The following is a 20949-nucleotide window of genomic DNA, read 5'->3' on the forward strand; positions in this document are numbered from 1 at the left end:
CCAGCTCCGCTGGACGACCTCCCCCGATCGGGTGAGCCCCGGCGGGCGGGCGTCCGGTTGCGCGGCAAGGAGGTGAGCAAACCGGACCAACCAGGGCGAACGGTCGTTCCGGGAGGCGGGACCGGGCCGGCCGCGGGGTGTCGGCGAAGGCCGGGAACGTCCGGTGGGCGGCGTGTGTCCCGAACTCCCGCTTTCGTGCCATGCGGGACGACCTGTTCGGCCCGGGTTGCCGCAGCTCGGTATGCTTGACTCAGCACAATCGAGCGACCGTGCCCGCCGCGTCACGCCGAACGGCTCGGGTCGACATCCCCCTGTACACCCGAACTCACAGCACCGAGGTGATGACGTTGTCGGATCCCGACGCCCGCTACACAGCCAGCTACGACGCGAGCGAGAACCTGTACTCGGTCACGAACACCGCGACCGGCCAGACGACGCAGATGACCGAGGAGTCCTTCGACGAGTTCATCTCGAAGATGGACCTGACGATCCAGGACCTCGGGCTCTTCCGCAACCGGGTCCTCGAAGGCACCGTCGTCACCATCCGCGAGAGCTGGAACCAGGACTACCTCAGCATGGGCGCCATGCAGGAGGTCGACGCCCTCAACCTCAAGCTCGGCGGCTTCGACGACGCGCTCGAGCTGCAGGAGGCGTACCGGACGGTCTTCTATCCTTCCCGCGCAGAGCAACTCGACCGGGTCGTGCACGGCCTGGACACGGGCCGCGTGGTCAGCGAGGACATCAAGAACAGCTACCTCGAGAACGACGGCAACGTCTCGGCCGACGTGGTCAACATCCAGAGCGAGTTCGACAGCAAGGGCGGCAGCATCATGGCCGACGACGTCGACGAGGCCCGTTCGGAGAACGAGCGCGGCAGCGACATGCCCGCCACCGGGAACGAGACCGGCTCTGACGCCGGTTCCGAAGAAGAGCCCCGGGTCCTCTAGTCCTCGTTCACTCGCTGAAGCCCTGACCCCCTTAGGAAGGAGTCGAAGATGGCCGGCAAAGGCAAAGGTGTCGACTACTACAAGAGCACCTATACGCACCAGCAGCTTTGGGACATGCTCCACGAAGGCGACGACTACGCCGTCGAGCGTGCGGGCTCGATCTGGGTCTCCGCCGCGAGCGGTATGAAGGCCGCGCGCGAGGAGTTGACCACGCACGTCGAGTCGCTTCGGCTGCAGTGGACAGGCCCCGCCTCGGACGAGTTCCACGGCCGCATGGACCTCGTCAAGCAGTACAGCGTCGAGTCTGAAGATGGCATGAAGACTGCTGGGGAGTACAAGATCCCCGATCTCGCGAATGCCCTCAAGACCGCGCAGACCAGTTCCGAGTCGTTGAACCCGGCCTACATCGACGAGTATGAAGACTGGGTCGAAAGCACGAAGCATGTCGATCCGGCCAGCGCTGAGGCCCAATCGAAGAAGACTCAGTGGCAGCAGGAATATCAGAACGATCTGAACGCCAAGCATGGGGAACTGGCACAGATCGTCGCCGACCTCGGGGACGTATATGCAGCAGCCAAGGCCGAGGACTTCGGCGAGCTGCCGCCGCCTCCTCCGAGCGACATGCCCGGCAACAACACCTACTCGAAGCCGACGGGCGGCGTGTTCTCCGAGACCGCGCTGAACTCCTCGGACTCGAACGGCAGCGTCCCCTCGGAGCAGTCCGCGGACCTCGACGGCGACGGCTTCGCCGACTCGCCGGACGACCTCGACCCCGTTGACGCCGACTGGAATCCCGGCTCGTACGACGACGTCGACACGAACGTCACCGGTGGTCTCGCCAGCGGTGGCGTGCTCCCCGTCGGTGGTGGTGGCGGCGGCTTCTCGACCGTCGGTGGCGGTGGCGGCTTCGGCTCCTCCCTTCCCGGTGGCGCAGGGCTCTTCGGTCCCGCACAGGGCGGCGCCGGTTCGACCGGCGGTCGCGGTGCGGGCTCCAGCCCCGCGCGCTCGGGTGCGAACGGCGGCAAGCCTGGCTCGAGCCCGGCCCGTTCCGGCGCCAACAGCCGCGGCACCGGAAGCCGTCTCTCCTCGAACAGCCGCAATGCGATCGGGCGTGGCGGCAGTGGCAACGGTCCTCGTGGCGGTACCCGCTCCGGGTACAACGACGACGACGAGGAAGAGACCTACACCCGCGAGACCTGGTTGCGGGAGGACGACGTCGACTGGAGCCAGAACAACGTCCGTCGCGAAGAGCTCGATGACGACGACGAAGACTAGAAGCTGAGAGCTGAGTGAGGGGGGGGTGGGCGGGGCCACGGCCCCCCCCAACAGTACAACGCCGGAATGGGGGGGCCCCCCCCGCCCCCCCCTGGGTACCCCCAACCCCCCCCTCCCCGGCGGCCCCCGGAGCATCGCTCCGGGGCCGCCGTCTTGTCTCGCACGGGTAGAACTGACGCATGAGTCTTCGCAACGGGCCGTGGCTGGGCAGACGTGCCGCACGGCGCCTGGCCGAGTTCGGCCTGCACTCGATCATGCCCGGACTTTCGGAGCAGGAGTTCGCGCGCATCGAAGCGGAGTTCGGGTTCGAGTTCGCCGAGGACCACCGCGCGTTTCTGGCCGCCGGTGTCCCCATGGGGCCCGGGGGCTGGCCCGATTGGCGCGCAGGAGATCCGAAGCGGCTCCGCGATCAGCTCCGGTGTCCGGTCGAAGGGCTGCTCTTCGATGTCGAGAACGCCGGTTTCTGGGTCGAGGACTGGGGGAGCCGTCCCGCGGCGACGGCGGACGCGCTCGCCGTCGCGGGGCACGAGCTCGCGAAGGTGCCGACGATGGTGCCGATCGCGGGGCACCGGTACCTGCCTGCTGGTCGGGAGAACTGGGGCCACCCGGTCCTGTCGATGTACCAGTCGGACGTCATCGTGTACGGGGCCGATCTGCTCGACTACATCGGCAGGGAGTTCGGGCCGGACCGGTCGGCGGTCGGCCCGGGGGCCGAGGCGACGGTGCCGTTCTGGGCGGACGTACTGGATTGGAACAACGATCCGGAGGCGCCGAACCCGTTGAAGCTCCGGCGCCGCTGAAGGTCCGCGGCGGTTTCCTCGCGGCAGTCGCGAAGTCGGCCGCCCCCGCCGCCGTTTCGTGATGGGATGCCAAGCATGAAGGCAGTGGTGTTGCCCCGGTACGGCGGGGCGGATGAGCTCGTGGTCGCCGATGTGCCCCGGCCGCCTTGCGGCGCTGGGGAAGTGCTGCTGAAGCTGAAGGCGACGTCGGTGAACCCGGTGGACTGGAAGCTCGGGGCGGGGTACCTGGACTCGGCGATTCCGGGGGAGTTTCCGCTCATTCCGGGGTGGGACGCGGCGGGCGTCGTGGCCGAGGTCGGGGCGGAGGTCGACGGGTTCGCGGTCGGCGACGAGGTGTTCGGGTACGTGCGGCGGCCGATCGCCAAGTGGGGCACCTACGCGGAGTACACGATCGCCGAGCCGTGGATGATCGCGCGCAAGCCGCCGAACCTCGACTGGGACTCCGCGGGCGGGCTCTCGCTCGTCGGCGTGACGGCCCTGCAGGCACTGGATGCCGTGGAGGCCAAGGAAGGCGACACCGTGATCGTGCACGCGGCCGCCGGCGGGGTGGGGACCATCGCCGTGCAGATCGCCAAGGCGCGCGGGGCGCGGGTCATCGGGACCGCGAGCGCGCGCAACCACGACTACCTCGTGGCGTTCGGGGCCGAGCCGGTCGAGTACGGGCCGGGGCTGCTGGAGCGGATCAAGCGGCTCGTGCCCGAAGGCCCTGACGCGGCCGTGGATGCGGTGGGCGGGGACGCGGCCGAGGTGTCGATCGAGGCGGGGGTCGATCCGTCCCGCGTGGTGTCCGTTGTGGACCCGGCAGTGCGCGACTCGGGCGGGCGGTACGTGTTCATGAGTGTGACGCCGAAGGACCTGGACCACCTGGCGGCACTGGTCGAGAACCGCGAGCTGATCGTGCCGATCTCGGAGACGTATCCGCTGGAACGGGCGGCCGACGCATGGCGGGCCAGCCAGACCGGGCGGACCAGGGGGAAGATCGTCCTGCGGATCTCCTAGGGACGGTCACGGGTTGTAAAAGGCGCAGTCGCTATGGGGCCGTGCGTGAGTGCACGGCCCCTGTCTTTACGTGAAACCATTTCGCCATAGTCTTTACAGTGTGTGGTTTGCGTCATAGACTTATCGGGAGCGGTGCCCCAGCCGCTCCGACCGGTGACTCCACGGCGACGCTCAGGGGAGTCGCGCGGCCCCTTCCCGCCCGTTCCTCCGCACCGCTGTGTCCGGTCGACATCCACACAAGATCCCCCGTCTGTGAGGAGCGATCACACATATGTCCAACGGACAGGCCATCCGAGGCACTCGCATTGGCGCCACCCCGGGCCTCCACACCGAGCGCGGTGAGCCGGTGCCCCGGCAGCACGTCAAGTATTGGTGCGCCAACGGACACGAGACCGCACTGTCATTCGCGCTCTACGTCGAGGTCCCGCAGGAATGGGACTGCACCTGCTGCGGCTGGCCCGCCGGCCCCGAGCAGGACAACCCTCCGGAACGACGCACCGCCAAGCCGTACAAGACCCATCTCAACTACGTCCGCGAGCGCCGCAGCGAGGAAGAGGCCGAAGACCTCCTCGCCGAAGCGCTCGCCGCCCGCGCCGCCGCCCGCGGCGAACGCTCCTTGTTTTAGAAGGCGCAGCTCAGAGGCGCAGTTAGCAGGCTCAGGAGACGCGGCGGCATCGCGAGGTCGGGCGATACGCCGACACGACGAAGGGCCCGGACCGAACGGTCCGGGCCCTCGCGTCTTGCCTAGAACTCCAAGTGCTTCAGGTGCGAAGCCGCGTCCTTGTCGATGAGCCACCTGGTGTGGCCCACCGCCTGCACGCGGCCCGCCGGCAGGTCGCCCTTCGAGAGGGCCTCGTCGACCGCCTCGGCCTTCCCCTCACCCGAGGCGATGATCCACGCCGCCGTGGCGGCGTTGATCGCGCTCATCGTGAGCGAGACGCGCTCCGGCGGCGGCTTGGGGGAGTGGCGCACCCCCACGGCCGCGACGCCGTCCACGTCCAGCGCAGGGTTCCCCGGGAACAGCGACGCGACGTGCCCGTCCTCGCCGATGCCCAAGAGCAGCAGGTCGAACGCGGGCACTTCCGGGCCCAGCTCGGCCGCGTACCGCTCGGCCGCCTCCTCCGGAGTCGCGACCTCGTCCGAGGCCGCCATCGGGTGGACGCGTGCCGGGTCCACCGGCAGGTGGTCCAGGAACGCCTCGCGCGCCTGCGTCTCGTTCCGCTCCGGGTCGCCGGACGGCAGGAACCGCTCGTCGCCCCACCAGAAGTCGACCTTCGACCAGTCCACGACCGTGCGGATCGGCGAGCCCAGGATGTTCTGGTACACCTTCGCCGCGATCCGCCCGCCCGTCAGGACGATCGACGCCTCACCGCGATGCGCTTGCGCGTCCGCGAGCCGGTTGAGCAGCCGCGCCGCCACCGCCTCCGCGAGCACGTCCGCGTCGTTGTGGACGATCACCGCACCGGAACGGCTCATGCGCTCGCCCGCTCGGCCACGTAGTGCTCCTGGAAGGTGGCGAGCACCTTCCGGTACGCGGTGTCGGGGTCGATGTGCCGCAGCTCCTCGGCGAGCAGCTGGCCGAGCGTGCGGCCCTGCAACGTCTGGCGCCGCTTCGGCAGCCCCGCCTGAAGCAGCACCGTGGTGCCGTCGGCCTTCCGCTCGACCTCCATGGTCTCGCCGCCGGCCATCGTGAACGCCACGGAGGCGATCGCGGGCAGGTGCTCGGAGTTGCGCTCCACCTCGGTGTCGACGATCTCCGGCGACACGCCCAGCCGCAGGTGCAGCCACGCGGCCATGAGCTGCGCCGACGGGTCGTCGTCGTCCGCCTTGATGGTGATCTTCTCGACCGCGTGGGTCACCCCGTCGAAGGCGCTGGCGATGAGCGAGCGCCACAGGCTGATGCGGGTCCAGCAGATGTCGGTGTCGCCGGTCGAGTACGACTCGGCGCGGCGGTAGAGCGACTGCACCGGGTCGGCCGCGCGGGCCGAGTAGGTGATGCGTCGGTCCGCGAAGCTGCGCAGCTCCTGTTCGAGCCCGTAGCGCACGGGGTCGAGCAGCCACCAGGTGACGACCGGGATGTCCGAGGCCAGCATGGGCAGGACGATCGAGGTCAGGTGGGCGGCGGCGGGTCCGTCGAGGCGCAGGATGATCGCCTCGGCGGAGCCGAGCCGTTCCCCTACGGTCACTTCGGCGTCGATCCGCGGCTCGGTCGCGTCGAGGTCCCGCGGGATGGCCATGATGAGCCGGTACGGGTGCTCCTGCGCGGCGACGGAAGCGGCCCTCTCGACCTCTTCGCGCTCGTCCTCGGTGGTCAAGGCGACCAGGTTGAGGGCGAGGCCGGAGGCGCCGCCGCCCTCGTGAAGCAGCTTCGTCAGCGTCTTCATGATGTCGCCGGTGGTGGTGTCCTTCAGATGCACGTCCAGACTCCCCTTCTAGGCCCGGCGCCAGCGGCGGCCGGACGATTGCAGCATGAGATCGGCGCCCGAGGGGCCCCAGGTCCCGGACTCGTACGGTTCGGGCTTGGTGCCCGCCCAGAACTCCTCGAGCGGGTCGACGACGGCCCAGGAGGCGTCGACCTCCTGCGCGTCGGGGAACAGGGTCTTGTCGCCCAGGAGCACGTCCAGGATGAGGCGCTCGTACGCCTCGGGGCTGGACTCGGTGAAGGTCTCGCCGTAGCCGAAGCCCATCGAGATGTCCCGCAGCTCCATGCCGGTGCCGGGGACCTTCGAGCCGAACTTCACCGTGATGCCCTCGTCCGGCTGGACGCGGATGACGAGCTGGTTGTTGCCCAGCGTCTTGGTGTCGTAGTCGGCGAAGGGCATGTGCGGGGCCTCCTTGAAGACCACCGCGATCTCGGTGACCCGCTTGGGGAGCCGCTTGCCGGTGCGCAGGTAGAACGGGACGCCGTTCCAGCGCCGGTTCTGGATCCCGAGCTGGACCGCCGCGTACGTCTCGGTGGTCGAGGTCTGCGGGATGTTGTCCTCGGCGAGGTAGCCCTTGACGGGCCGCCCCTGGACCCAGCCGTCCGTGTACTGGCCGCGGATGGCGGTGGCCTCGAGGTCGTCGTGGAGCTTGATGGCCCGCAGGACCTTCAGCTTCTCGGTGCGGATCTCCTCGGCCTCGAAACCGTTGGGCTGCTCCATGGCCGCGATGGCGAGGAGCTGCAGCACGTGGTTCTGGAGGACGTCGCGGGCGGCGCCGTTGTCGTCGTAGAACCCGGCGCGGGAGCCGATGCCGACGTCCTCGGCCATGGTGATCTGGACGTGGTCGACGTAGTTGGAGTTCCAGATCGGCTCGAACATGGCGTTCGCGAAGCGCAGCGCGAAGATGTTCTGCACCGTCTCCTTGCCGAGGTAGTGGTCGATGCGGAACACGTCGTTCGCGGTGAACACCTCGTCGACGAGGTTGTTCAGCGACTTCGCGGACTCGCGGTCCTCGCCGAACGGCTTCTCGACCACGACGCGGCGCCAGCCGCCGCCGTCCTGGCGGTTGTCCGACATGCCGGTGCGCTTGAGCTGCTTGAGCACCTGCGGGAACGCCAGCGGCGGGATCGAGAAGTAGAACGCGGCGTTGCCGACGATGCCGTGCGTGATGCGCAGCTCGTCGACCGTCGCGTCGAGCCGGTCGAAGGCCTCGTCGTCGTCGAAGGTGCCCGGCACGAACTTGAAGTTGCCGGCCAGGCGGGCCCAGACCTCTTCGCGCCAGGGCGTGCGGGCGTGCGACTTGGCGGCCTCGCGGGCCATCTCCTCGAACGTCTCGTCGCCCCAGTCGCGGCGGGCGAACCCGACGATCACGAACGACGCCGGGAGCAGGCCCCGGTTGGCGAGGTCGTAGACGGCCGGGATCAGCTTCTTCTTCGCGAGGTCGCCGGTGACGCCGAAGATCACCAGGGCGCAGGGCTCGGGGATCCGCGGGAGCCGCCGGTCTTCGGGGTCCCGGAGCGGGTTGGTGGTGTGCAGGGTCTCGCCCATCTAGCTCAGCTCCCTCACGGCGTGGAGCAGCTGGTTGATGCCGCGCTTGCGGTCGGTCAGGTGCAGGCGCACGAGCGGGCGCTCGCGCGATTCGAGGGCCTGGCGGTCCCCGGCGGCCTGCGCGGCCTGGAGGCCGGCGAAGGTGTACTCGCGGCCCGGGATGTCGAGGTCGTCGTCGACCTCGCCGGTGAGCTGCAGGAAGACGCCCGTGGGGCGGCCGCCCTTGTGGAACTGGCCGGTGGAGTGCAGGAACCGCGGTCCCCAGCCCCACGTGACGGGCGCGCCGGTGCGCTCGGCGAGTTCGGCCCGGAGCTTCGCCACCTCGGCGTCGTCGATCCGGTCCAGGTAGGCCATGACGGCGATGTACGCGGTCTCGTTGTCCGCGTTGGTGAGCAGTTCACCGAGGGCGCCGGCGACGGTCTCGGCGTGCGAGCCGTAGATCTCGACGGATCCGTCCACGGCGTGCGGGCGCTCGTCGGGGAGGCCGTCCGCCAGGATGCGGTTGGTGTTGTTCTTCGACTCGGTCACGTTGGGCTGGTTGAACGGGTCGATGCCGATCAGGTAGCCCGCGTACGCGGTCGCGAGTTCCCACGCGAGGAACTGGGCGCCCAAGGGGCCGTTGACGACCACGTCGGGCATGGCCAGCGACGAACCCGAGGACGGCAGGCCCGTCGAGGAGCCCCCGACGGTGGCGTACACGCGGTCGGAGCCGCGCGCGCCCGCCGCGGCGGGTCCTTCGAGGACGACCGGGAGCGTGCCCTTGCCGTCCTTGCCGAGGGATTCGGCGATGAGCTGCTCGGCCCAGTCGCCGAGGCCCACGACGCCGGTGCCGTCGTCGGCGATGGTGATCGTCGGCTTGGCCGCGATGACCGCGCCGAGCACGACCGCCGGGTCGTCGCCCTCGCTGCCGATGGTGGCGGCGAAGGCCTCGGCCTGGTCGATCAGTTCGGCGATGTCCGCACCGGCGAGCGCGGTCGGGACGAGCCCGAACGCGGTGAGCGCGGAGTAGCGGCCGCCTACGGTGGCATCCGCGAGGAACAGGTGCGAGCCCTGCTTGGTCGCGAGCGCCTCGAGGGCGGAGCCGGGGTCGGTGACGAACACGAAGCGGCCCGCGTGCTCGGTGATCCCGATGCCCTCGAAGGCCTTCTCGAAGGCGCGTCGCTGGGAGTCGGTCTCGACGGTGGAGCCGGACTTGGAGGACACGACGACGGCGGTGCGCCGCAGGGCGTCTTCGCCGAGCTCGGCCAGGATCTGGCCGGGGTCGGTGGTGTCGAGGATCGAGATGCCCAGGTCGAGGGTGCGGGAGATGACCTCGGGGGCGAGCGAGGAGCCGCCCATGCCCGCGAGGGCGATGTGGTCGACGCCCTGCTCGTGCAGCTCGGCGCGGAGTTTGGCGAGGGGGGCGACGAGCTCCTTCGACTTGACGAAGGTGTCGACCCAGCCCAGCCGGATCGCGGCCTCTTCCTCGGCCTCGGGGCCCCAGAGGGTGGCGTCCTTGGCGGCGACCTTGGCGGGGATGCCCTCGGTGCGCAGCCGTTCGACGGCGGCGTTCACGTCGACGCCGGTGGTGACGGCGAGGCCGCCGGCTGCTTCCATCTTGCCCATCGGATCGCTCACTTCTTATTCTCCGCTCTCACTGAGCTTGGATTCGATCTGGTCCAGCAGCTGCTTCCAGCTCACGATGAACTTCTCCACGCCCTCGTCCTCGAGCACCTGCACGACGTCGGCGTAGTCGACGCCGACGCGCTCCAGGTTGAGCATGACGGTGGCGGCGTCAGCGTAGAAGGGGCGGATGGTGTCCGCCTCGACCTCGCCGTGGTCCGCGAAGTCCTTCATGGTGCCTTCGGGCATGGTGTTGACGGTGCCGGGGGCGATGAGGTCCTCGACGTACATGACGTCGCGGTAGTCCGGGCTCTTCACCGAGGTCGAGGCCCACAGCGGGCGCTGCGGGACGGCCCCGGCGAGGGCCAGCGCCTCCCAGCGCGGGGACGCGAAGGCGTTCTCGAACTCCTGGTAGGCCAGGCGCGCGTTGGCGATCGCGGCCTTGCCCTTGAGGGCCAGCGCCTCGTCGGTGCCGACGCCCTCGAGCCGCTTGTCGATCTCCGAGTCCACACGGGACACGAAGAAGGAGGCGACGGAGCGGATCTGCGACAGGTCGTGCCCGGCCGCCTTCGCGTACTCCAGGCCGGCCATGTACGCGTCCATGACCTCCCGGTAGCGCTCGAGCGAGAAGATCAGGGTGACGTTGACGCTGATGCCGGCCGCGATGGTGGCGGTGATGGCGGGGAGCCCGGCCCGGGTGGCGGGGATCTTGATCATCGTGTTCGGCCGGTCCACGGCCCACCACAGGGCCTTGGCCTCGGCGATGGTCGCCTGCGTCTCGTGGGCGAGGCGCGGGTCGACCTCGATGGACACGCGGCCGTCCTGGCCCCCGGTGGTCTCGAAGACCGGGGCCAGGACGTCCGCCGCCCAGCGGATGTCGAAGGTGGTGATGGCGCGAGCGGCCTCGTCGACGCTCACTTTGCGGACCGCGAGATCGGCGATCTGCTCGTCGTACGCGCTGCCCTTGGACAGGGCCGCCGCGAAAATGGACGGGTTCGAGGTGACGCCCGCGACGGACGACCCGGCGATGAGGTCCTTCAGGTTGCCCGTCTCCAGGCGTTCACGCGAGATGTCGTCCAACCAGACGGACACTCCCGCCGCCGACAGTCCGGCGAGGTTCTCGTTCGCGCTCATCGGTGTTCCTCCAGCTTTCCAGCTAGTTCTTCGACGTTGCTACTGCTGTGCCTTCTTGATGGAGGAGCGGGCCGCGTCCGCCACGGCGGCGGCGGTGATGCCGAACTCCTCGTACAGCTTCTCGAACGGCGCAGAGGCACCGAAGTGTTCCAGGGAGACGCTGACTCCTGCGTCACCGACGAGGTCGCGCCACGACAGGCCGATGCCGGCCTCGACGGAGACGCGGGCCTTGACGGCCTTGGGAAGCACCGACTCGCGGTAGTCCTCGTCCTGCTCGTCGAACCACTCGATCGACGGCACGGACACGACGCGGGCCTTGACGCCCTCGCCCGCGAGGGCCTCGGCGGCCTGGACCGCGAGCTGCACCTCGGAGCCGGAGCCCATGAGGATCACGTCGGGGGTGCCCTCGGTGTCGAGCAGGGTGTACGCACCCTTCGCGGCGCCCTCGGCCGAAGCGAACTTCGTGCGGTCGAACACCGGGATGTTCTGGCGGGTCAGCGCCAGCGCGGCCGGGCGGTCGGTCTTGCCGAGGAGGGTCTTCCAGACCACGGCGGTCTCGTTGGCGTCGCCGGGGCGGATGACGTCCAGGCCCGGGATGGCGCGCAGCGTGGCGAGGTGCTCGACCGGCTGGTGGGTCGGGCCGTCCTCGCCGAGGCCGATCGAGTCGTGCGTCCACACGTAGACCACGGGGGTCTTCATGAGGGCCGCGAGGCGGACCGCGCCGCGCATGTAGTCGGAGAACACGAGGAACGTGCCGCCGTACGGGCGGGTCGGGCCGTGGAGCTTGATGCCGTTGAGGATCGCGCCCATGCCGAACTCGCGGATGCCGAAGTGGAGGGTGCGGCCGTACGGGTTGCCCGGGTAGGCCTTGGTCTGGCGCGAGAGCGGCAGGAACGACGGCTCGCCGTCCATCGTGGTGTTGTTCGAGCCGGCGAGGTCGGCCGAGCCGCCCCACAGCTCGGGCAGGACCGGCGCGAGCGCCGAGAGGACCTTGCCGGAGGCCGAGCGGGTGGCGACGCCCTTGTCGGAGGCCTCCCACACCGGGAACGCGTCCGCGAAGCCCTCGGGGAACTCGCCGGCCCACACGCGGTCGTGCAGGGCCTTCTTCTCGGGGTTCTCGGCGGCCCAGTTGTTGAAGGCGGTCTGCCACGCGGCGCGCTCGGCCTGGCCGCGCTCGACGGAGCCGCGGGTGTGCGCGAGCACGTCCTCGGCGACGTAGAACGACTGGTCGGCCGGGAAGCCCAGGAGCTCCTTGGTCGCGGCGATCTCCTCGGCGCCCAGGGCGGAGCCGTGCGCGGCGTAGGAGTTCTGCTTCTTCGGCGCGGGCCAGCCGATGATGGTCTTGAGGCGGATGAGCGAGGGCTTGTCGGTGACGGCCTTGGCCTTCTCGATCGCCTCGAAGAGGGCCTTCGGGTCCTCCTTGTACTCGTCGCCGGCCTTCCAGTCGACGGTCTGGACGTGCCAGCCGTACGCCTCGTAGCGCTGGGCGACGTCCTCGCCGAGGGCGATCTTGGTGTCGTCCTCGATGGAGATCTCGTTGTCGTCGTAGATCAGGACCAGGTTGCCGAGCTCCTGCACGCCCGCGATCGCGGAGGCCTCGTGGGTCACGCCCTCCTCGATGTCGCCGTCGGAGGCGAGGACGTACACGAAGTGGTCGAACAGGCTCTCGCCCACGGCCGGTTCGGGGTCGAACAGGCCGCGCTCGCGGCGGGCGGCCATCGCCATGCCCACGGCGGTCGCCAGGCCCTGGCCGAGCGGCCCGGTGGTGGTCTCGACGCCTGCGGTGTGGCCCACCTCGGGGTGCCCCGGGGTCAGGGATCCCCACTGGCGCAGGCTCTGCAGGTCCTCAAGCTCCAGGCCGTAGCCCTGGAGGTACAACTGCACGTACAGCGTCAGGCTGGAGTGGCCGCACGAGAGCACGAAGCGGTCGCGGCCTTCCCAGTCGGGGGCGCTCGGGTCGTGGCGCATGACCTTCTGGAACAGGGTGTGCGCGACCGGAGCCAGGCTCATGGCGGTGCCGGGGTGACCGTTGCCGGCCTTCTCCACCGCGTCGGCGGCGAGCAGCCGCGCCGTGTCGACCGCCTTCTGGTCGAGTACGGTCCACTCGAACTGTGCCACTGGGATACTCCTTGATACTCGTCGTATTTGGGCCATTGACGTGTGCCTTCTGACCCTACCTACACAGGCTGAACTTTATGCGCGGTCTCTCGGAGGTCGGAATTCAGCGGCTTGTGAGCCCGCCCACGAGCCATCCTCCCATTGGAAACGCCCAGGTAGGGGCCCATGCCCCAGGCCCAGGTCACCTCCTCACGGCCCGTATGGTGAGCGGTGATGAACGAGGACCCGACCCGCGCCCTGGCCGACCGCCCCCGGCCCCAGGCCCGCAAGCGAATCGAACTGCCCGCGCCCGGCGCCGAGGCCCCTGCCAGGCCGTCCCTGCGCCAGCTCATTGGAGCCTATGTCTCCCTGACGAAACCGCGCATCGTCGAGCTGCTCCTCATCACCACGATCCCGGCGATGCTCGTGGCCGCGCGCATGGAGTACGACGGCCTGCCGTCCCTCACCGCGGTCCTCGCGACCCTCATCGGCGGCGCCCTCGCCGCGGGCTCCGCGAACGCGATCAACTGCTACATCGACCGCGACATCGACCAGCTCATGGCCCGCACCTCGCGCCGCCCGCTGGCCAAGCACCAGATCCCGCCGCGCAACGCCCTGATCTTCGGCCTCGTCATCGGCGCCGTCGCGGTCCTCGGCATGGGGCTCCTCGTCAACTGGCTCGCCGCGCTGCTCACCTTCGGCGCCATCGTCTATTACGACGTCGTCTACACGATCTGGCTCAAGCGCACCACCCCGTACAACACGGTCTGGGGCGGCGCGTGCGGCGCGGCCCCCGTGCTCATCGGCTGGGCGGCCGTCACCGGCCACATGTCCTGGATGGCCTGGGTCCTCTTCGCCGTCGTGTTCCTGTGGCAGCCCCCGCACTTCTACGTGCTCGCCATGAAGTTCAAGGACGACTACGCCGCCGCGGGCATCCCGATGCTCCCGGTCGTCGCCCCCGCCCGCCGCGTCGCGATCGAGTCCGTGGTCTACGGCTGGGCGATGCTCGCCGTCTCCCTCGTGGCCGTCCCGCTCGGCGCGACCTGGCTCTACGGGATCGTCGCCGTCGTCGCAGGCGGCCTCTTCGTGTGGGAGTGCCACAAGCTCCTCGGCCGCGTCAACCGCGGCGAGGACCCCAAGCCGATGCGGCTCTTCCACTGGTCCACCAGCTACCTCACCCTCCTCTTCCTCGCGCTGGCGGCCGACTCCTTCCTCATGTGAGACGCTGTTCGAAGGCCCGGCCGACGGCCGGGCCTTCGGCGTCTCCAACCGTGTCGCACCTCGGGCCTATCGTCGTCAGCGACGTTCCCTGACGAAGGACCCCGATGAACCACATTGCGCCCCAAGAGGACCGGCTCGAACTGCCCACGGCCTGGAAGGCCAAGCTGCTGCCGTGGCGCGGCAAGCGCGCCGGGAAGCCCTTCGAACCGGCCGGCCCCGAGGCGATCGCCCGCCAACTCCAATGGCAGGCCGACCACCGCGACCAGCTGGAGACGGCGCTGGCCGCGCCCGGCAACGCCCCCTACGCCGCGGACGCCGCCGCGTACCTCGCCGGGGAGCCCAACGCCCGGGGCGCGGCCGCCGTCGGGGCGCTCCTCGCCTCCTACGACGGGGACTTCAAGGAATCGGCCCTCACCCCCGCGCTCGACCGGTGGCTCGAGGCGCACGGCCTGCCGTTCGCCGTGTGCGCCGCCGTCGAACGTCTCGCCGTCGCCCCGGTCACCAGCGGCTACTACGGCGGGCGGCACATCGCCCAACGCACCGTGAAGGAGCACGACCCCGCCCACCCCGACACGGCCGTGCTCGGCCTTTGGCACGGCGGGATCGCCGCCGTGCGCGCCCTCCTGGCCGCCGCCTCCGATGAGGCGTACGCCGAGGTCGTGGCCGCCGTCGCGAAGCACCGTGACACCGCGACCAAGCGCATCACCGCGATGGCGCTCCTCCCGGGCGAGCAGGACTGGGTCCTGGAGGCCTGCAAGGACTTCGGGCCGAACCGCGCCTACCCCTCGAACGTCGACACGCTCTTCTGGCACTCCGCGAGCCGCCCCGAGCACCTCAAGGCGGCCGGCCTCGCGAAGGTCCTGATGTACCACAACGCCGAGATCGACACCCTCGCGTCCGTGCTCGCCGGGCTCGGCGCCGAAGCCCTCCCGTTCCTGCTCGCCGCCGACACGGACCTGCGCGCCTTCAACGACGTCGACCGCAGGCTCCTCTACCGCGCGGTCGCCATGGTCCCCACCGACGAGGCCACGGCCTTCATCCTCGAACGCCTCGAACGGCCGAACGTCTGGGAGGCCGCCGCCGAGGCCGCCGCCCGCTTCCCCGTCCGCGCCCTCCGCACCGCCGCGCGACTCGCCCCGACCGCGCCGACCGGGCTGCGCCCCTGGCTCGCCGCCGCCGTGAACCTCGCCGACCCCGGACTCCACGTCCACCTGGACGAAGCGGACCGCGCCGTCATCGCGGACCTGCTCGCCGGCACCGGCCGTGTCCCCGCCGCCGATGTCGCCGACCTCCCTGCCCTGCTCGCCGCGCCGCCGTGGACCCGCAAGCGGCCCAAGCGCAAACGCGTCGTCATCGCAGATCTCGAAGCGCCCGCCGCATCGCACTTGACTTGGACCCCAGGGGAACGCGAGGCCTGGGAAGGCGTGCGCGGCGACTACGACCTCGACGAGGGCTACTGGCGCGGGACCGAGGCCGTCGAACCCGGGGACTGGCGCATCGTCTCGTTCCTCGCCTACGCCGACCTCGACCGGGCCGAACCGCTCCTCGATGCCTGGGACGCCGGTGCGCACGCCGGCAAGCAGACCGAGCTCCAACGGGTCCTCGCCCGCTTCGGCGAGCGCGCGATCGGCCGCGTCCTCGTCCACCCCGCCGCCGAGCACACCTGCCACGAACTGCCCGGCCCGATCCTCAACCAGACCGCCGCCCGCATCGCCGCCGAACGCCTGGCCCGCTTGAAGGGCGCCCGCCCCAGCGCCGCCCGCTGGCTCGACCGGCACGGCCTCGCCGCCGTCCCGTACCTCGTGCCCGACGCGCTCGGCGCGGACAAGAAGCGCCGCGAGTACGCCGAGACCGCGCTGGCCCGCCTGGCCGCCGCCCACGGCAGCGCGGCCGTCGCGGCGGCGGCCGAGGGCTTCGGTCCCGAAGCGGCCGAGGCGATTCGCGACCTGCTCGACACCGATCCGCTCGAACCGCGCGGCAAGGTCCCGGGGCCCGCCTCCTGGGCCGTGCCGCTGATCCTCCCGCAGGTGCTCCTCAATGGCGGCGAGAAGGCGCTGCCGGACGAGGCGATCCCGCACCTGATCACCGTGCTGGCCTTGGGCACCCCCGACGACGCCTACCCCGGGGTCCGGATCGTGGCCGAGGCCTGCGACCGCGCCTCGCTCACCCGCTTCAGCCGGGCGCTGTTCCAACGCTGGCTCGCCGTCGGCGCGCCCGCGAAGGAGGGCTGGGCGTTCACGCAGCTCGTGCATTTCGCCGACGACGCCACGGTGTGGGACCTCGCGCCGCGCATCCGCGAATGGCCCGGCCAGAGCCAGCACAAGCGGGCCGTCACCGGCCTGGAGGTGCTGGGCGCCATCGGCACCGAGGAGGCGCTGCGAGCCATCCAGACCATCGCCGCGAAGGTGAAGTTCAAGGCGCTCAAGGAGGAGGCCGGCCGTCAGATCACGCTCATCGCCGAAGGGCTCGGCCTCAGCCGCGAGCAGCTGGCCGACCGGCTCGTGCCCGACTTCGGCCTCGGCGAGGCGGCCGCGCTCGTCCTCGACTACGGGCCGCGCCGCTTCCACGTGGCCTTCGACGAGCAGTTGAAGCCGTTCGTCACCGACGAGGACGGCAAGCCCCGCAAGTCCCTCCCCAAACCCGGCGCGAAGGACGACCCCGAGATCGCCGAGGAGTCCTACCGGCGGTTCACCGCGCTGAAGAAGGAGCTGCGGACCGTCGCCGCCGACCAGGTGCGGCGCCTGGAGCAGGCGATGGTCGCCGCGCGCGAATGGTCCGCCGAGGAGTTCCGGCGGTACTTCGCCGAGCACGCGCTCAACGCGCACCTCGCCCGGCGGCTCGTCTGGATCGCCGAGACCGACGGCGCGCGCTTCGGCTTCCGCATCGCCGAGGACGGCACCTACAGCGACGTGGAGGACGAGTCGGTCGACCTGCCCGAGCACGCGAACATCCGTGTGGCGCACCCGGTCCACCTCGGCGACGCGACCACCGCCTGGGCCGAGGTCCTGGCCGACTACGAGATCCTGCAACCCTTCGACCAGCTCAACCGGCCCGTCATGGCGTTCACGGACGACGAGCTCGCCACCGGCCGCCTCAAGCGCTTCGAAGGCGCCACAGTGGACGTGGGCCGCGTGCTGGGCCTGACGGCGCGCGGCTGGAACCGGGCCGCGCCCGAGGACGCCGGCGTCGCGCCCGGCATCGCCTTCCCGCTCCCCGAAGGAGGCTGCGTCACCGTCGCCCTCGAGCCCGGGATCGTCGTCGGCTACCCGCGGGAAGCCCCCGAGCAGGTGATCCAGAGCGTCCGCCTCGCCCTCTACGAGCGCTACCACTGGACTGAGGAACCCGAGGAGTTCCCCACCGGCGTCGACCCGCTCACGACCTCCGAGATCCTGGCGTCCCTCACCCGGCTCACCGGTACCGCATAGTGCCCATACCGTGACGGAACGGGAATGTCGCACGGGTTCCCTATGCTCGCTGCGACATTCCCGGCCCGCACGGAGGACGCAGATGACGGCATCGGTTGCACCCCAAGAAGACCAGGTCCACTTCCCGTCCGCGTGGGAACGGCATGTGAAGCCGACCCGCACCGCCGGGAAGCCCCGCAAGGTCGCCTCGGACGCCGACCGCGGCCGCCAGCTGCTCGCCGAAGGCGAGGCGGGGGCCCGCGGCGTCCTCGAGTCGATGCTCCACGACCGGTTCAAGCCGGCCGGCTTCGCGTTCCTCGACGGGACCGCCGACCCGGTCGGCGCGGCCGTCGCGATCGCCGTCATGTGCCACCGGCTCGGCGGCAATCCCCGCTGGAGCTCCTTCCTGGAGCAGAAGACGACCGCGTCCCGCGCCATGTTCGCGGGACTCGTCGCCGACCACGGCCTCCCGTTCGCCGCCGAGACCGCCGGGATGTTCTTCACGCTCGACACCGGCCGCGACCCCGGCGGCCAGATCCGCCTGCGCCAGATGCACCTCAACGGCAACGGCTGGGACCACGGCGTCCCCGACGGGCTCCTCGCCGACCTCCGCCACCGCATCGCCGCGACCGACGACTACCCGGCCGTCCGCGAGGCGCTCGCGCGCCGCCGCGAAAACCCGGCCGAACGCCTCGCCGCGACCCTCCTCGCCCCCGACGAGCAAGCCTGGGCCGACGAGGTCTGCGCCGAGCATCAGCGGCACCGGCCCACCCAGCAGGCCACCGAACTGCTGCTCACCCAAGCGGTCACGACCCCTGAGCAACTGGACGCCCTCGGACAGGTCCGGGTCCCCGCCTACCGCCTCGAGGCCCCCGCGCTCGCGAACCTCGCCTTCCGCCTCGGCGCCGACGCCGCGCCGATCGTCATCGACAGCGTGAAGGACACCCACCCGGTCGCCTGGCGCCGCAGGCTCCACAAGGCCCTCGCCGGGCTCCCCTCCGACGAGGTCGCCGCCTACCTCGTCGACCGGCTCCACGAATCCGACGTCATGGTCGTCGCGACCGGGTTCGCGCAGCGCTACCCGCTGCGGATCCTCCGCGCCGTCGCCGCCCGGTTCCCCGACGCGAGCGACGCCCGGCGCAAACGCCTCATCCTGCTGCTCCAGACCGACCCTGCCGTCGAAGCGGCCCTGCCGCACCTCGACGCCGCCGCCCGCGCCGTCCTCGCGCCCCTGTTCGACACGCCCGACCGCAAGCCGTACGCCGACCCGGCCGACCTTCCCCGCCTCCTCACCGCCCCGCCGTGGACCGTCAAGCGCGCCAAGCGGAAGGCCGTCGTCGTCGAAGGGCTCGTGCCGCCTCCGATCAACCGGGTCGTCTGGGCCGCAGGCGAACAGGAGGCCTTCGCCGCGACCGGATACGGCTTCGGGGACTCCCGCGACGAGGACGCCTGGCGCAAAGAGGCCCGCCGGCTCGAACTGCGCAAGCTCCCCTCCGACGAGGGCCTCCACTTCCTGGCGCACGCGCCGCGCGACATCGCCGCTCCGGTCGCCGACCGCTGGCACGCCCGGCCGCCCTTCGGCTACTGGGGGCCCGACCAGCTCAAGAGGGCCCTCGCCCGCTTCGAGACGACCGTCGCCTTCGAGATCGCGAGGGGCGCGGGCGCCGAAGCGGCCACCCGCGAAGCCGCGCTGCCGATCGCGAACCTGCCCGCCGCCCGCGCCATGGCCGAAGCCCTCGTGCGCCTCAAATCCATGCGCGCCAACGCGATCGCCTGGCTCGACCGCCACGCCGAGGACGCCGCGCCGCTCCTCGTCCCGGACGCCCTCGGCGCGGACAAGACCCTCCGCAAGCGCGCCGAGACCGCACTGGCCATCCTCGCGGCACGCCACGGCGCCGACGCGGTGCGGGAAGCAGCGAAGCAGTACGGCGAGGAGGCCTCCGCCGCGCTCGAATCCCTATTGGACGCCGACCCGCTCGACCCGGTGGGCGTCGCGATCCCCAAAGCGGTCGCCTGGGCCGCGCCGCCGCTGCTCCCGCAGGTGCTCCTGGCCGGCGGCGAGCGCGCGCTGCCGCCGTCCGCGATCGAGCACCTGCTCACCGTCCTGGCGATCGCCACGCCCGAATACCCTTACGCCGGCGTCGAAGTCGTCGCCGAGGCCTGCGACGGCCCGTCCCTGGCCCGCTTCTCGCTCGCCCTGTTCGAGCAGTGGCTGCAGGCGGGCGCGCCCACCGGCGAGACCTGGGCGATGACGCAGCTCGCCCACTTCGCCGACGACCACACCGTGCGCGTCCTCGCGCCGCTCGTCGCGGCCTGGCCGGGGGAGCACCAGCACCAGCGGGCCGTCAAGGGCCTCAAAGTGCTCGGCGCGATCGGCACCGAGACCGCGATGCGCGCCGTCCAGTCCATCGCCCGCAAGGCCAAGTTCGACGCGATCCGCTGGGAGGCCCGGGTCCAGATCGACGCGATCGCCGCGAACCTCAGCCTCACCGCCGACCAGTTGGCGGACCGGCTCGTGCCCGACTTCGGGCTCGGCGAGGGAGCCGCGCTCGTCCTCGACTACGGGCCGCGCCGGTTCGCGGTGCGCTTCGACGAGTCCCTGAAACCGTTCGTCCAGGACGGGGACGGCAAGCCCCGCAAGACACTCCCCAAGCCCGGCAAGAACGACGACGCGTCGATCGCGGAGGACGCCTACCGGCGCTTCGCCGAGCTGAAGAAGGACATGCGAACGGTCGCAGCCGATCTCGTGAAGCGTCTTGAGAGCGCCATGATCGACGGTCGGGAATGGACCATGGCGGACTTCCGTGCATACCAGGTCGCGCACCCGCTCACCGGGCAGCTCGCGCGGCGGCTCGTCTGGACCGCCGAGCACGCGGGCGCCCGCACGGCCTTCCGCGTCGCCGAGGACGGCACGTTCAGCGATGTGGACGACGAGACGTTCACGCCCGCAAGCGAAGCGACCGTGCGCCTCGCCCACCCGGCACTCCTCGCGTCTGAAGCGGTCCAGACCTGGGCGGAGCTCCTGGCCGACTACGAGATCCTGCAGCCGTTCGACCAGTTGCACCGCCCGGTCCTCGCGTTCACCCCCGAGGAGCTCGCGACCGGCCGCCTCACCCGCTTCGAGGGCGCCACGGTCGAGACCGGCCGGATCCTCGGGCTGACCTCGCGCGGCTGGGACCGGTCCGGGCCCATGAGCGGCAGTGTCGAGTCCAGCGTCTCCTACCCGCTGCCCGGCGGCGGCTCGATCACCGTCGAGCTGGACCCGGGCATCTACGTCGGCTCCGTGAGCGCCTACCCCGAACAGACCCTCGAAGGCGTCTCCCTCGCCGTGCCCGGCGGCACGCGGCCCGAAGACCTCGACCCGGCGGTCGTCTCCGAGGCGCTGGCCGGCCTCGCCCGCCTCACCGGCGGGAAGTGACCGCCGCTGCGGGACCGGAGGCTGGTGCGGAGTCGCCCGATGACGTTGCGTACCAGCGCGAACACCGTGTCGTACCCGGTC

The 20949-nt window shown here is 70.9% G+C and carries 14 protein-coding genes; 8 read left to right on the plus strand and 6 right to left on the minus strand.

Annotation, left to right across the window (positions count from 1 at the left end):
* The first annotated feature begins 347 nt into the window (after nucleotides 1-347).
* The 5 genes from O2L01_RS24460 to O2L01_RS24480 all read left to right on the plus strand — a co-directional run bounded on the left by O2L01_RS24460 (nucleotide 348) and on the right by O2L01_RS24480 (nucleotide 4646).
* Entirely contained in the window at nucleotides 348-947 is a 600-nt protein-coding gene (locus O2L01_RS24460; RefSeq protein ID WP_270124670.1) for a hypothetical protein, read from the plus strand.
* Between the two features lie 48 nt (nucleotides 948-995).
* Nucleotides 996-2222, plus strand: coding sequence for a hypothetical protein (locus O2L01_RS24465; RefSeq protein WP_270124671.1), 1227 nt, complete (start codon nucleotides 996-998; stop codon nucleotides 2220-2222).
* A 179-nt stretch (nucleotides 2223-2401) separates the two neighbouring features.
* Complete coding sequence (locus tag O2L01_RS24470) at nucleotides 2402-3022, plus strand: hypothetical protein (RefSeq protein WP_270124672.1); 621 nt, start codon at nucleotides 2402-2404, stop codon at nucleotides 3020-3022.
* 75 nt (nucleotides 3023-3097) lie between these two features.
* Complete coding sequence (locus O2L01_RS24475) at nucleotides 3098-4021, plus strand: NADP-dependent oxidoreductase (RefSeq protein ID WP_270124673.1); 924 nt, start codon at nucleotides 3098-3100, stop codon at nucleotides 4019-4021.
* A 271-nt stretch (nucleotides 4022-4292) separates the two neighbouring features.
* Complete coding sequence (locus O2L01_RS24480) at nucleotides 4293-4646, plus strand: RNA polymerase-binding protein RbpA (protein WP_270124674.1); 354 nt, start codon at nucleotides 4293-4295, stop codon at nucleotides 4644-4646.
* Between the two features lie 119 nt (nucleotides 4647-4765).
* Here the strand turns inward: O2L01_RS24480 and pgl are convergent, their stop codons facing one another.
* Genes pgl through tkt form a run of 6 tightly spaced genes read right to left on the minus strand, consistent with a single transcriptional unit; the run spans nucleotide 4766 to nucleotide 12846 of the window.
* Complete coding sequence (gene pgl / locus O2L01_RS24485; RefSeq protein WP_270124675.1) at nucleotides 4766-5497, minus strand: 6-phosphogluconolactonase; 732 nt, start codon at nucleotides 5495-5497, stop codon at nucleotides 4766-4768.
* Entirely contained in the window at nucleotides 5494-6438 is a 945-nt protein-coding gene (locus O2L01_RS24490) for a glucose-6-phosphate dehydrogenase assembly protein OpcA (RefSeq protein ID WP_270124676.1), read from the minus strand. Before O2L01_RS24490 ends, pgl begins: the two co-directional genes overlap by 4 nt.
* Nucleotides 6439-6453: 15 nt before the next feature.
* Nucleotides 6454-7992, minus strand: a complete 1539-nt coding sequence (zwf, locus tag O2L01_RS24495; RefSeq protein ID WP_270124677.1) for a glucose-6-phosphate dehydrogenase — start codon at nucleotides 7990-7992, stop codon at nucleotides 6454-6456.
* Nucleotides 7993-9609 (minus strand): glucose-6-phosphate isomerase, encoded by a 1617-nt coding sequence (locus tag O2L01_RS24500; RefSeq protein ID WP_270124678.1) that lies wholly within the window; start codon nucleotides 9607-9609, stop codon nucleotides 7993-7995.
* A 3-nt stretch (nucleotides 9610-9612) separates the two neighbouring features.
* Nucleotides 9613-10728, minus strand: a complete 1116-nt coding sequence (tal, locus tag O2L01_RS24505; RefSeq protein ID WP_270124679.1) for a transaldolase — start codon at nucleotides 10726-10728, stop codon at nucleotides 9613-9615.
* Nucleotides 10729-10767: 39 nt separating this feature from the next.
* Nucleotides 10768-12846, minus strand: coding sequence for a transketolase (gene tkt, locus O2L01_RS24510; protein WP_270124680.1), 2079 nt, complete (start codon nucleotides 12844-12846; stop codon nucleotides 10768-10770).
* A 213-nt stretch (nucleotides 12847-13059) separates the two neighbouring features.
* Here tkt and O2L01_RS24515 point away from each other — a divergent pair, with 213 nt between their 5' ends.
* The 3 genes from O2L01_RS24515 (at nucleotide 13060) to O2L01_RS24525 (ending at nucleotide 20868) form a co-directional block, all read left to right on the plus strand.
* On the plus strand, nucleotides 13060-14046 hold the full coding sequence (locus O2L01_RS24515; protein ID WP_270124681.1) for a heme o synthase: 987 nt from the start codon (nucleotides 13060-13062) through the stop codon (nucleotides 14044-14046).
* 104 nt (nucleotides 14047-14150) lie between these two features.
* Nucleotides 14151-17471 (plus strand): DUF4132 domain-containing protein, encoded by a 3321-nt coding sequence (locus O2L01_RS24520; protein WP_270124682.1) that lies wholly within the window; start codon nucleotides 14151-14153, stop codon nucleotides 17469-17471.
* Nucleotides 17472-17553: 82 nt separating this feature from the next.
* Nucleotides 17554-20868: a DUF4132 domain-containing protein gene (locus O2L01_RS24525; RefSeq protein WP_270124683.1), complete on the plus strand. Its 3315-nt coding sequence runs from the start codon at nucleotides 17554-17556 to the stop codon at nucleotides 20866-20868.
* The last annotated feature ends 81 nt before the right edge of the window (nucleotides 20869-20949 follow it).

Origin of the sequence: Glycomyces lechevalierae (assembly GCF_027622945.1) — a bacterium.
Taxonomy (GTDB): domain Bacteria; phylum Actinomycetota; class Actinomycetes; order Mycobacteriales; family Micromonosporaceae; genus Glycomyces; species Glycomyces rutgersensis.

Coding starts and splice junctions, on each gene's coding strand:
- O2L01_RS24470 (WP_270124672.1), top strand. CDS start 2,402: ATGAGTCTTCGCAACGGGCCGTGGCTGGGCAGACGTGCCGCACGGCGC.
- zwf (WP_270124677.1), bottom strand. CDS start 7,992: ATGGGCGAGACCCTGCACACCACCAACCCGCTCCGGGACCCCGAAGAC.
- O2L01_RS24475 (WP_270124673.1), top strand. CDS start 3,098: ATGAAGGCAGTGGTGTTGCCCCGGTACGGCGGGGCGGATGAGCTCGTG.
- pgl (WP_270124675.1), bottom strand. CDS start 5,497: ATGAGCCGTTCCGGTGCGGTGATCGTCCACAACGACGCGGACGTGCTC.
- tal (WP_270124679.1), bottom strand. CDS start 10,728: ATGAGCGCGAACGAGAACCTCGCCGGACTGTCGGCGGCGGGAGTGTCC.
- O2L01_RS24465 (WP_270124671.1), top strand. CDS start 996: ATGGCCGGCAAAGGCAAAGGTGTCGACTACTACAAGAGCACCTATACG.
- O2L01_RS24480 (WP_270124674.1), top strand. CDS start 4,293: ATGTCCAACGGACAGGCCATCCGAGGCACTCGCATTGGCGCCACCCCG.
- O2L01_RS24520 (WP_270124682.1), top strand. CDS start 14,151: ATGAACCACATTGCGCCCCAAGAGGACCGGCTCGAACTGCCCACGGCC.
- O2L01_RS24515 (WP_270124681.1), top strand. CDS start 13,060: ATGAACGAGGACCCGACCCGCGCCCTGGCCGACCGCCCCCGGCCCCAG.
- O2L01_RS24525 (WP_270124683.1), top strand. CDS start 17,554: ATGACGGCATCGGTTGCACCCCAAGAAGACCAGGTCCACTTCCCGTCC.